Origin of the sequence: Kutzneria sp. 744, assembly GCF_000568255.1 — a bacterium.
In the GTDB taxonomy this organism is placed as follows: Bacteria; Actinomycetota; Actinomycetes; order Mycobacteriales; family Pseudonocardiaceae; genus Kutzneria.
On sequence record NZ_KK037166.1, the window covers coordinates 6550933 to 6562145 of the forward strand.

Sequence of the window (11213 nt, forward strand, 5' to 3'; positions counted from 1 at the left end):
CCACTCGGTCCACACGATCGGCCGCTCGACCTCGTGCGTCGGCGACACGGCCTTCACGTTGGCGCCGATGGTGCTGATCCGGTTGTTGTCGGCCGCCGCGACCAGCATGTCCTCGAACTCCATGGAGCCGATGCCGATGTCGTGGCCGGCGACCAGCGCCACCTGCACCAGGGCGATCGGCACCTGCGGCAGCGCGTCCTCGAAGCACGTCATGGCGCCGCCGTAACGGGTGTTGATCTCCGTCGGCCGGAAGCCGTCGGCGGTGGCCACACCGTCCAGGGTGAACGTGCCGCGGTAGCCGACGGTGGTGCGCAGCTGCTCGCCGACCCGGCGGGCCAGGTTGCGCATCTCGTCGCGGATCTGCGCGGGCGGGTCGTAGAAGCTCGCGCACCCGGCGTACAGGAAACGCGCCGACTCGGTGCGCCGCGGCACGACCATCTCGATCGGACGCAGCACGGCAGTGCCGTCCGGGAACACGATCCCGTGCACGGACACCGGAATGCCCTCCAGGAACGGCATCACGCGGATGAAGTCGCACTTGGACGCCAGGTGCCGGAACACCCGCCTGGCCTCGGACCGGGTCCGCACGCGGCGCACGAAGTTGGCCCCGCCGTTGATCGCCGGGCCGTCGCCCGACCACACCACGCCCCAGCCGCTGTCCAGCAGCTTGGACGCCTCCCACAGGGAGCTGAACGACTCGCCCGCGGCGTCGAAGACGGCGGCCGGCGCGTGCGGCACCGACAGGTCCCGCCACAGCGAGTCGATCGTCGTCTTGTTCTCCAGCGCCACCCACTCGCGTTTGCGGCAGTTCAGCACGGGGCGGCCGCCGACCTCGGGCAGCGCCATGTAGTGCGAGCCGATCACCAGCGCGTCGCCCGTCGGGTCGAACTCGCGCAGCGCCCCGGCCAGCTCCGGGGCGGGACTACTCAGCGCTTCCTCAAGGCCCATCTGCTCCGTGGCGATCAGACCGCTGATGCCCAGGGTGAGCCAGGTGGCCACCTGCGGGTCGTACAGCGGGGCGGAATCGTCGGTGCTGATCACGAGCGTGCGGTCGGCGCCGAGGTGGTGCAGTTCCTGCACGCGCCTGGACAGCCGGGTGCCCCCGGCGAGCACGACCTGGCGACCGCCGAACAGACCACGGAGGCGCTCGGAGAGCGCACGAAACTGATGATCCATAGTCATGGACTCACTTAGCTGAAGTGCCTTGAGGCCGGCGAGCGCCGGATGCTCGAAGCATAGAGCCCGCCGCCTGGTCGCCAAAAGCACGGTCTGGCAACGGTATCGGGGCCTCAGCGCGAAATCATGCGGTCCGCCCGCGCGGTCGGCATCAACATCACCATCCGGTTCACGCTGCCGTGTGCCCTGACCCAGGTGCCGGGGTCGGCGAGCACCTCGTCGACCTCGTGGTCGTCCAGTTCGGGGGCCTCGTCGAAGATCGCGTTGCACGGTTCCCTGATCTCGACCAGGTCCCGGTCGATCAGATCCCGCACCACCCGGCGGAAGCGGGGGATCAGCGCCCTGATCGCCTCCTCGTCGGCGCCCGGGATCCAGACCGTACCGCCCCGCTCGGAGTGTCCGAGGAAATCGGAGATCACCCCGTTGAGGTAGGCCTCCTCAATTGTGTTGATCATGACCCAGTACTCTTCGGGCCCGAGTTCCTCCCAGAAGCTCACGCCGCCTCCTTCGTCGGCCGCGTGAGCGCCGCTACTGTGATCGATGGTTCGCTCGCAAGCTCGCTCACGCCGCCCATCTTCGCCGCCGGCACAAGCCCCGCCATTGGCACGTCTAGGCTTGCGCTTCGTGACCACGACGACGTCGACCGTTCGGCTGAACTGGGGCACCCGTTACGAGGTGACGGTGCTCGATCTGGGCCTGGCCTGCTGCGGCGTCGAGGTGATGGCCGCACTGCACGGACGCGGCGAGGACACCCCGGAACCGGTCTCGGCGGACGCCCCTGAGGTCGCCCATGTGCTGGTCGTCTCCGGAACCGTTACCGATGTGATGCTGCCCGCCGTCGTCGCCAGCTACGAGGCGATGCCCTCACCCAAGTACGTGCTCTCGGTCGGCGCGTGCAGCAACACCGGCGGCCCCTACTGGGATTCCTACTGCGTCACCAAGGGAATCGACCAGATGCTGCCGGTGGACGTGGCCGTGCCCGGCTGCCCGCCCCGCCCGGAGGCCCTCCTGGACGGCCTCCGCGCCCTGCACCGCATGGTGACGTCATGACCGCCGCCTCCGCCGAACTCGCCGCGCGAATGGTGGACCTACTGCCATCTGGCGCTACCAAGTCCGCTTTCGCTCAGTCCGTGGTCGCCGTTCCGCTCGCTGATTGGGTGACCGCCGCTCGGCTGGCCCGTGACGAACTCGGCTGCACGCTGTTCGACTGGCTGGGGGCCGAGGACGCCGGCCGCCCCGGCGCCGTGGGCGAGCGGCACACCGTGCTGCTGCACGTGGTTTCCCCGGCCAGCCGCGACGGCCTGCTGCTGCGCACCGAGGTGGGCGTGGGCGAGGAACTGCCCAGCGTCGCCGCGGTGTGGGCCGGTGCCGCCTGGCATGAACGCGAGGCCGCCGAGATGTTCGGCCTCGCGCTCGTCGGCCCCGAGCCCGCGCACCTGTTGCTCTCCGAAACCTTCGCCGGGCACCCGCTTCGCAAGGACTTCGTGCTCGCCTCACGTGTTGTGCGCCCGTGGCCTGGCGCACTGGAGCCCGGCGAGTCCACCGCCGCCCCCAGCCGTCGCCGGCTCGCCCCGCCCGGCGTGCCCGATCCGTCCTGGGGTCCGCGCCGAGAGGAGGAGCAGTCATGACCGACGTCACCGAGGGCGCCCCGCCGCCGCCCCGCACCCGCGGCGTGATCGCGCTGCTTGAGGCCAACTGCACGGTGTGCATGATCTGCGCCCGCGAGTGCCCCGACTGGTGCATCCACATCGATTCGCACACCGAGACCGTGCAGCAGGAGGGCGCGGCCCGGCCCCGCCAGCAGAACGTGCTGGACCGGTTCGCCATCGACTACGGCCAATGCCTGTACTGCGGCATCTGCGTCGAGGTCTGCCCCTTCGACGCGCTGCACTGGGCACCCGAGCACGACTACCCGGGCACCGGCGAGCACGCCGTCGCCGAACTCGTGCACGAACGCTCTGAACTCGGCAAATGGGTCACCCAGGTGCCCCCGCCGCCGCCGCTGGACGCCGCCGCCGAGGCCGCGCCCGAAGCCGCCGCGACGCGCCCGGGCCGGGGCGCCCCCGGAACTGGGACCAGGCCGGGAGCGTTGTCAGGAAGGACGAGACGACCCGGAGGCTGAGTTAGGTGCACAAGCACGTCAACGGGTTGAAGACGGCGGTGCTGCTCGGCGCGCTCAGCGGGCTGATCCTGCTCATCGGCCAGTTCTTCGGCCGTACCGGCCTGCTGATCGGCCTCGTGGTGGCCCTCGGCATGAACGCCTACGCCTACTTCAACTCCGACAAGCTCGCGCTGCGTGCCATGCACGCGCGGCCCGTGTCGCAGGTGGAGCAGCCCGCGATGTACCGGATCGTGCGTGAGCTCGCCACCTCCGCCCGCCAGCCCATGCCCCGGCTCTACATCAGCCCCACCCAGGCCCCCAACGCCTTCGCCACCGGCCGCAATCCCGCCAACGCCGCCGTCTGCTGCACCGTCGGCATCCTCGAGCTGCTCGACGAGCGTGAGATCCGCGCCGTGCTCGGCCACGAGCTCTCCCACGTCTACAACCGCGACATCCTCATCTCCTGCGTCGCCGGAGCCCTGGCCAGCATCGTCTCCGTGCTGGCCAACATCGCCATGTTCGCCGGCATCTTCGGCGGCGACGACGATGACCGGCCCAACCCCCTCGCCCTGCTGCTCATCGCCCTGGTCGCCCCCTTCGCCGCCGGCATCGTCCAGATGTCCGTCAGCCGCTCCCGCGAGTTCCAGGCCGACCAGTCCGGCGCCCAGCTCACCGGCGACCCCTTGGGGCTGGCCTCCGCCCTGCGCAAGCTCGAACACGGCACCCAGGCCGCCCCCCTGCCCCCCGATCCCTCCCTGGTCTCCCAGTCCCACCTCATGATCGCCAGCCCCTTCCGCGCCGGCGAGGCCGGGGCACGCCTGTTCTCCACCCACCCCCCGATCGCCGAGCGCATCCGCCGGCTAGAGGAAATGGCCCGCAACGGCTTCCGCTAGAGCCGACCGCCCTGACGAGTCCGCCTCACCAGCCACCGACCCACTTCCCGGTCGCTGCCGCCAGGGACTGACGGTCCGCCTCGCCACGCGCTGCCGCGCTACCTCCCCGGCGCTATCACCAGGTGCTGTCTTCGCCGCGCGACGTGCCTGCTGCGCTACCTCCCCGGTCGCTGCCACCAGGTGTTGTCTCCGCCGCGCCGCGCGGCTGCCGAGCCGCCTCCCCGGTCGCTATCACCACGTGCTGTCTCCGCCTTGCCACGTGCTGCCGCGCTGCCCCCGGGTCGTTGCCATCAGAGGCCGTCTCCGCCGCCCCGCGTGGCTGCCCGCGCCGCCTTCCCGGTCGCTGCCGCCGGGGCCGTCTCCGGCGCGCCACGCGCCTTATCGGGCCGTCCGCGCCTGCTGCATTCCTTCCACAGCCCCCATCGCCGGGCCCGGAACACAGAACGGCCGCCGGACCCAGTGGGGGCGGCGGCCGCTGTGAGGGGGCGGACGGTCAGGCGGGCGTTGCGCCGGCGGAGACCGCGACCTCCATGACGTACTGGCCGTAGCCGGACTTCGACAGCTTCTGCATCAGAGGAGTTAGTCTATAGAGAGTAATGCTCGATGGCTACGATCCGGAGAAAAGAATTGATTTTTCCAAGCGGCAATGAGGCGGTGTGGCTCCGAATCAATGGGTGGGAGAGTTCTCACTCAAGGAGGGTGCCATATCGTATGTGTGTTATAATTTACCGATTCTTCGAAGATAACTGAGGTGTTCGTTTCTGACCTGAAGGACGAGCTTTCGCACTGAGCCCTGGCCCCCTTGCCGTGCGCTCGTGCGTTTACTGTAAACCAATCCGATTTAGAGGGAACTTGAGAAGAATGATCCATGTTCTCCGTTGTCCTTGCTGAAGTGCCTCCAGCAGCGAGTCGTGCGTGCCGGTGTCCAGCCAGGCGAAGCCGCGGCCCAGGTCGACCAGGCGGGCCTTGTCGCGCTCCAGGTAGATCCGGTTGACGTCGGTGATCTCCAGCTCGCCCCGGGCCGACGGCGCGAGGTTCTTGGAGATCTCCACCACCTCGTTGTCGTAGAAGTAGAGGCCGGTGATCGCCTTGTTGGAGCGGGGCTCGGCCGGCTTCTCCTCGATCGACACCAGCTTGCCGCTGCCGTCGACCTCGCCGACGCCGTAGCGCTCGGGGTCGCGCACCGGGTAGCCGAACAGCACGCAGCCGTCGATGCCGACGGCGTGCTTCTGCAGCATGGACGCGAAGCCCTGGCCGTAGAAGATGTTGTCGCCCAGCACGAGCGCGACGCTGTCGCCGCCGACGAACTCCTCGCCGATGATGAACGCCTCGGCCAGGCCGTTGGGCTGCGCCTGCTCGGCGTAGCTCAGCTGCAGCCCGAACTGGTTGCCGTCGCCCAGCAGCCGACGGAAGCTCGGCAAGTCGGCCGGCGTGGAGATGATCAGCACCTCGCGGATGCCGGCCAGCATCAGCACCGACAACGGGTAGAAGATCATCGGCTTGTCGTAGACCGGCAGCAGCTGCTTCGACACGGCCTGCGTGATCGGATGCAGCCGGGTGCCGCTGCCCCCGGCCAGGACGATGCCCTTCATGACCGTTCCCCCTACCGGTAGTTCGTGAACTGGAGCGCGATCTCGAAGTCCTTGGACTTCAGCAGCGCGATCACCGTCTGCAGGTCGTCCTTCTTCTTCGCCGACACCCGTAGCTGGTCACCCTGGATCTGCGCCTGCACGCCCTTCGGGCCCTCGTCGCGGATGGCCTTGGAGATCTTCTTGGCCTTGTCCGACTCGATGCCCTGCACCAGGGTGCCGGTGACCTTGTAGATCTTGCCGGACACCGCGGGCTCGCCGACCTCGAACGCCTTCAGCGAGATGTTGCGCTTGATCAGCTTCTCCTTGAAGACCTCGACCGCCGCCGTGCAGCGCTCCTCGGTCTCCGCCTGGATCGTGATCGCCTCCTCGCCCGCCCAGGCCACCGACGCTCCGGTGCCCCGGAAGTCGAACCGCGTCGACAACTCCTTGCCGGCCTGGTTCACCGCGTTGTCGACCTCCTGTCGGTCGACCTTGCTCACCACGTCGAACGACGGGTCCGCCACGAGTCCTGCACCTCCGCACACCGGTCCGGTAGACCCACGGAGGCTACCCGTAGGGATACCGGTTGGAGACCGCCCCCACGGGTTATGTATAGTTCTGCCCACGGACGCCACAACGGGTCCGCGAAGCCGAGCCAGGTTGCCCGAGTGGCCAAAGGGAGCTGACTGTAAATCAGCCGCGAAAGCTTCGGAGGTTCAAATCCTTCACCTGGCACGCGCGGGATGGGCGGGGTATGTCTGCGGTAAGCGCAGACGTATCCCGCTCTTCGTGTTTTCTGGGGCTCCCGCCCCAGACCCCGAGGCAGGGCGGGCTTCGCCCCCCTGCACCCCCCGGGTCGGTGGGGTGACGGGGTTGTGTCGTTGAGGGGTGTGGGGTTGGCGGGGGTGGGCGTTGGCCTTCGGCCTCGCCTGGGGTGAGTTTGAGGGCGGTCCACTGAGGACTGTGGTGGGCCCGTGTCGCCTGGCATGGCTACGTGGCTGCCGGCATGACCAGGTCTCGCCTGTCGACGGAATGGTCGGCCAAGTGATGCGGGTGGAGTGTCGTCGGAATGGCCGGATCCCGTACGTTGACGGATTGTCTGGCTGCCTCCATTGGCTTGCCGTAGATAGTTGATCAGGTCTGACGGCGCGGATGGATGCCGTTGTCGGGGCACAGTGCGGCTGAGAGCTACATCACTGATGTCGGTGCTGATCGTGTGCGGGCACGCGCCTGGGGGATGGCGGGGCTGGGCCGGGGTGGAGAGCGCGGGCTTGGTGTGGGATTGCCGCGAAGGGGTGGCTGGTGAGGCCTTTGCGGGGCCAGGCGCTGGCGCGGGGTGTGCTCGTGCTGGGTGGGGGAAGTAGATGGCCGGCGCCTGGGGCTTCCCCTCCCAATGACGCCGGCCACGAGAGGAAGACTAGCACGAGTTCGAACATGAGTTCGAGTGTTGTCATGAGGTTGTGATCTTCCGGCGGGTGGGGTCGTCGGGGTCCAGGGTGAGGTGCAGCAGGCGGGCCTTGATGGCGGCGCGGCTGCGGCCGAAGTGGGTGGCCAGCTGGGGGATCGGGGCCGCGGTGTCCGTCCACAGGCGACGGAGCTCGTCGTCCTGCTCGGCCGACCACGGACTGCCGGCGTTGGCGGGGGCCTCGCGGGACTTCGCCGAGGTGCGGGCGCCGGTGCGGATGGCGGCGAGACCACGGAGGGTGGCCTCGATGAGCTGGCCGGCGGGGACAAGATCGGTGATGGGCAAGATGAAACTGCCCTCGGCGACAACATCGCCGCCCGGCAGCTGGGCCTCGAGTTCGACGGTGACGGACACATCGGTGTCCATCCGGACATGGACCGCATAGCTACGGTCGCCAATGACCTCGTCGCCCCTGATCTGGACAGTGGTGCGCATGGGTGACCTCCTTGCCGGGCCACGCTAGGCGGGAAAGCGCGGTCCCCGCTGGGAGTGCCGGTCCGTGATCTTGCGGCAGGGGTGTATCCGCAGGTGGGGCCCTGTCAAGTCGGGGGCGGAACGCGAGGGCCGAAAGCCGCCAGCGTGGGGGTGTGGGGGCGGCGAGGATCGAGGCATGGGCGCATTTCGGTTCGGGGTGTTGGCGGAGACGGCGCGCAGTGCCGGGGAGGTGGTGGCTACGGCGCGGCGGGCGGAAGAGCTGGGGTACGACACGGTGCTGCTGCGCGACCACTTCGTGGCGGAGCCGTACGGAGAGCAGGTGGCGCCGCTGATCGGGCTGGCGGCGGTGGCGGCCGCGACGACGCGGCTCGGGGTGGGAACCCTGGTGCTGGACAACGACTATCGGCACCCGGTGATGCTCGCGAAAGAGGCGGCGACGCTGCAGGAACTGTCCGGCGGACGGTTCGAACTCGGACTGGGGGCGGGGTGGCTGCGGGTCGAGTACGAGGCGGCGGGCATGGCGTTCGACCGCGCCGGTGTGCGGGTCGGGCGGTTGGAGGAGTCGGTGCGGGTGCTGAAGGAACTGTTCGGAGGTAAGGAAGTTCGGTTCGACGGGGAGCACTACCGGGTTGACGGGGTGACGAACTTTCCGCCGGTCGAGCGGGCGCCGCGGGTGCTGATCGGGGCGGGGAGCCCGCGGATGCTCCGGCTGGCCGGACACGAGGCCGACACGGTGGGAATCCTGGCCAAGGCGCTGCCCGGCGGGACGATTTCGGACGCCATGGAGGAGCGACTTACTACCGCGTTTGCCACGAAGGCGGACTTGGTACGCGCCCAGGGGCGGGACGTGGAGATCAGCTCGGTGGTGTCGGTGGAGCTGTCCGACAACCCCCGCTCGGCGGCGGAACGGTATGCGGCGGAGCGTGGCTGGGGTGCCGGCGGGGCCGACCTGGTCGAGGACATGCCGGCGAAGTTCCTCGGACCGCTCGACCACGTCGTGGAGCTGGCACACCGGCGGCGGGAACGGCTGGGACTGTCCTATTTGGTCGTGTCGGACCGCGAGTTCGAGGCGGCGGTGCCGATGGTGCGGGCGCTGTCGGGCAAGTAGGAGGTGGGAGGGCATGCGCCGGTGGTGTCGGCGGGGGGTGGCGCGGGCCAGGAAATGGTGCGACAGCGGGAAGGGCGCGAGCAGGGTGGTGCCCGGTGGTGGTGTCGTGGAGCGGGGAAGCGCCGCTAGGGGCGGAGGGCGGGGCGGCGGTGCCAGCTGGTCCAAAGAGGACGGTAGCCCTGGACGGACCAGAAGGGCGCGGAGCGGGGGTTGGGGAGGGCGTAGTGCAGCAGGGTGGTGGCGATGTCGGCGGCGTCCAGTTCACGGTGGACGTGGGTGACGAGGGCGGTGCCGATGCCGGTGCCGCGGAGGTCGGCGCGGACGCCGCCGATGCCGAGGTAGGCGGTGGGGGAGGCAGAAGTGCGGTCGGCGACCCAGGCGGAGTGGGGTGGCAGGTCGACGGTGACGATGCCGGCGGGGCGGCCGGAGACCTCGGCGAGCCAGATGCAGGGGCGGTCCCGGTCCATCAGCTCGGTCATGTGCTGGCGCAGGCCGGCCTCGGTGGAGGGGCGTTCGGTGAGGGCGCCGAACTGGGTGTCGTAGCGAACGACTTCCATATCTAGTGCCACACAGGCCGCCAAGTCGGCTTTCGTCGCATGACGGATGGTCGTCTCGGGGGCGGCGGCGGGGAAGACGCCGCTACGGCGGACGGCGGTGACGATGAGCGGGGCGAAGCCGTGGCGGACCAGGGCCGGCACGGCGGCGGTGTCGCGGCTGGGCCAGGTGATCATGGCGACGCAGTCGTCGTCGCCGGGCGTCACGACCCGGGCCAGGTGCTCCTCCCAGCGATCGAGCAGGGGATCGAGGTCGGCGCCGGCCAGGCGGACGGTCAGCGTGTGCCGGCGCAGGGCGCCCCAGGTGGCGTCGAGCGAATCGGGATCGGCCTCGGACGAGGCGGTCAGGCCCAGTGCACCGACAGTGGCGATCAGGTCGCCGGTCAGCGGCGGGTCGGCCGGCAGCAGTGGATCGAGCAGGGCCAGGCGCGCGGCGTGCTGCCGCTCGACATCGATGTCCACGTGGAGACATCCAACTCCGGCGACGGGGCGAAGTCGCGGGAATTACTGAGGGTCATCAACACAGGGTGTGATCGGCGCATCCGAGTGTCCGTTTTGCCGGCGTTTTGTCCGCTTAATCGTTTCAAGAGGCCGGCTGGACGTGCAAATTGCTCTCTCCGACGCCAAACTGTTCACTGGGAGTGTTGCCTTCGTCAACTAGACGGGCCACACTCGCTCAACCGGGGTAAACTGCGCATGAAGGGGTTCCGGAGCGCTCGGGACCCCTCGGTCGTGCCGAGGACACCACCGGCAGGAGTGTCGACGACAGGGGGGAAGGCGCCCTGTCAGCGTGGCCCGACGAGGAGGGTGGATGACCGACCACCGCCGTGCCGTCCAACCCGAGGTGCCACGTCCACCGGTTCGCGCGCAGCTTGATCCGCAGCGTACCCGGCGGTACCGCCTGTTCTCCGCGGCGGTGCTGCTGATCGGCGTCGGCGTCGCGGCGGCCGTGCTGTTCGGCCATGTCGATCACCCGCAACCCGAGCAGCTGCTGATCGCCGGCCCGCTGCTGGCTGTCGGCTTCCTGCTGTCCGAGCAGCTGTCCATCGACTTCGACGTCCGGCAGATCAGCTGGACGATCTCCTTCGCCGAGATCCCGCTCGTGCTCGGCCTGGTCACGGTGCCGTTCGAGGTCGTCCTCGCGGCCTACCTGGTGGCCGGCCTCGGTGTGCAGATCAGCCGGCACAAGATGCGGCACCTGAGCTACCACGCCGGCATCATGTGCCTTGAGGTGGCGATCCCGTACGCCGTCTTCTACCTCCTCACGAGCGACTTCGCCGCGATGCCCGTGTGGGCCGCCGCGGCGCTGGGCGTGCTCACGTCGCCGCTGGTCAGCACCGCCCTGGGCCTGGGCGCCATGCACGTGCTCGGCGGCGAGCTGCGGATGCCGTCGGCGGCGCGGCTCGGACTGCGCTCGCTGGTCGTCTGCCTGATGAACGTGACCGTCGGCCTGGTCGCGTACGTGCTGGTCAACAACGCGCCGTGGGGCTGGCTGCTGGCCGGCCTGCTCGCCGCCTCCATGGTGGCGCTGTACCGGGCCTACTCCGGGCTGCTGCGCGAGCAGCGGGACCTGGAGACGCTGTCCGACGTCAGCCTCAACGTGGCGCGCTCCGGCCAGGACGTGATGAACAAGGCGTCGGTGCTGACCAACGTGCTGCCGCCCGAGGACCCCGCCGACTGGCAGGCCATCGTGGAGCGCATCCGCGACCAGCTCAACGCCAAGCGTGTGGTGCTGCACCTCAAGATGGACTCCGTCGACGAGGTGCGGCGGCTGGTGGCCGGCGTGCCGCTGCCCGACGGCTCCGACGTGGACCGCGACGACCCGATCCTGCAGCTCGCCGGCAACCACGTGCGCTACTTCAAGCTGTCCGACGCCGCCGACGACGTGCAGGAGGCGCTGCGCCGCCGTG

General features: G+C 69.4%; 11 protein-coding genes, 1 tRNA gene and 1 pseudogene. 7 read left to right on the top strand and 6 right to left on the bottom strand.

Annotation, left to right across the window (positions count from 1 at the left end; all coding sequences use genetic code 11):
- The coding region (locus KUTG_RS29790) for an ATP-grasp domain-containing protein (RefSeq protein WP_198047354.1) at window positions 1–1182 on the bottom strand (1182 nt) is incomplete at its 3' end.
- A 107-nt stretch (window positions 1183–1289) separates the two neighbouring features.
- On the bottom strand, window positions 1290–1673 hold the full coding sequence (locus KUTG_RS29795; protein WP_043721442.1) for a hypothetical protein: 384 nt from the start codon (window positions 1671–1673) through the stop codon (window positions 1290–1292).
- A 127-nt stretch (window positions 1674–1800) separates the two neighbouring features.
- Between KUTG_RS29795 and KUTG_RS29800 the strand changes: the two genes are divergently transcribed.
- Genes KUTG_RS29800 through htpX form a run of 4 tightly spaced genes read left to right on the top strand, consistent with a single transcriptional unit; the run spans window position 1801 to window position 4170 of the window.
- The gene (locus tag KUTG_RS29800; RefSeq protein WP_043731087.1) at window positions 1801–2226 is read left to right on the top strand and encodes an NADH-quinone oxidoreductase subunit B; all 426 of its coding nucleotides are present in this window, start codon (window positions 1801–1803) and stop codon (window positions 2224–2226) included.
- 29 nt (window positions 2227–2255) lie between these two features.
- A complete protein-coding gene (locus KUTG_RS29805) occupies window positions 2256–2804 on the top strand; it encodes an NADH-quinone oxidoreductase subunit C (RefSeq protein ID WP_255361040.1) in 549 nt (182 codons plus the stop codon).
- The gene (locus tag KUTG_RS29810; RefSeq protein WP_043721445.1) at window positions 2801–3298 is read left to right on the top strand and encodes a 4Fe-4S binding protein; all 498 of its coding nucleotides are present in this window, start codon (window positions 2801–2803) and stop codon (window positions 3296–3298) included. Before KUTG_RS29805 ends, KUTG_RS29810 begins: the two co-directional genes overlap by 4 nt.
- Window positions 3299–3303: 5 nt before the next feature.
- Entirely contained in the window at window positions 3304–4170 is an 867-nt protein-coding gene (htpX, locus tag KUTG_RS29815; RefSeq protein ID WP_043721448.1) for a zinc metalloprotease HtpX, read from the top strand.
- An 821-nt stretch (window positions 4171–4991) separates the two neighbouring features.
- Here the strand turns inward: htpX and rfbA are convergent.
- Both rfbA and KUTG_RS29825 read right to left on the bottom strand, forming a co-directional pair.
- Window positions 4992–5762: a glucose-1-phosphate thymidylyltransferase RfbA gene (gene rfbA, locus KUTG_RS29820; protein ID WP_084579958.1), complete on the bottom strand. Its 771-nt coding sequence runs from the start codon at window positions 5760–5762 to the stop codon at window positions 4992–4994.
- 11 nt (window positions 5763–5773) lie between these two features.
- Window positions 5774–6265, bottom strand: coding sequence for a YajQ family cyclic di-GMP-binding protein (locus tag KUTG_RS29825; protein WP_043721449.1), 492 nt, complete (start codon window positions 6263–6265; stop codon window positions 5774–5776).
- 130 nt (window positions 6266–6395) lie between these two features.
- Between KUTG_RS29825 and KUTG_RS29830 the strand changes: the two genes are divergently transcribed.
- Window positions 6396–6476: transfer RNA gene (locus KUTG_RS29830), tRNA-Tyr, on the top strand.
- Between the two features lie 715 nt (window positions 6477–7191).
- Here the strand turns inward: KUTG_RS29830 and KUTG_RS29835 are convergent.
- Entirely contained in the window at window positions 7192–7641 is a 450-nt protein-coding gene (locus tag KUTG_RS29835) for a hypothetical protein (RefSeq protein ID WP_043721451.1), read from the bottom strand.
- 175 nt (window positions 7642–7816) lie between these two features.
- Here KUTG_RS29835 and KUTG_RS29840 point away from each other — a divergent pair, with 175 nt between their 5' ends.
- Window positions 7817–8749 (top strand): TIGR03621 family F420-dependent LLM class oxidoreductase, encoded by a 933-nt coding sequence (locus KUTG_RS29840; protein ID WP_043721452.1) that lies wholly within the window; start codon window positions 7817–7819, stop codon window positions 8747–8749.
- A 125-nt stretch (window positions 8750–8874) separates the two neighbouring features.
- Here KUTG_RS29840 and KUTG_RS29845 read toward each other — a convergent pair whose 3' ends face one another.
- Window positions 8875–9765: a GNAT family N-acetyltransferase gene (locus KUTG_RS29845; RefSeq protein WP_043721453.1), complete on the bottom strand. Its 891-nt coding sequence runs from the start codon at window positions 9763–9765 to the stop codon at window positions 8875–8877.
- A 349-nt stretch (window positions 9766–10114) separates the two neighbouring features.
- Between KUTG_RS29845 and KUTG_RS64070 the strand changes: the two are divergent.
- Window positions 10115–11213 (top strand): annotated as a pseudogene (locus tag KUTG_RS64070) (diguanylate phosphodiesterase); the annotation flags it as partial.

Coding starts and splice junctions, on each gene's coding strand:
- KUTG_RS29805 (WP_255361040.1), top strand. CDS start 2,256: ATGGTGGACCTACTGCCATCTGGCGCTACCAAGTCCGCTTTCGCTCAG.
- KUTG_RS29810 (WP_043721445.1), top strand. CDS start 2,801: ATGACCGACGTCACCGAGGGCGCCCCGCCGCCGCCCCGCACCCGCGGC.
- rfbA (WP_084579958.1), bottom strand. CDS start 5,762: ATGAAGGGCATCGTCCTGGCCGGGGGCAGCGGCACCCGGCTGCATCCG.
- KUTG_RS29835 (WP_043721451.1), bottom strand. CDS start 7,641: ATGCGCACCACTGTCCAGATCAGGGGCGACGAGGTCATTGGCGACCGT.
- KUTG_RS29840 (WP_043721452.1), top strand. CDS start 7,817: ATGGGCGCATTTCGGTTCGGGGTGTTGGCGGAGACGGCGCGCAGTGCC.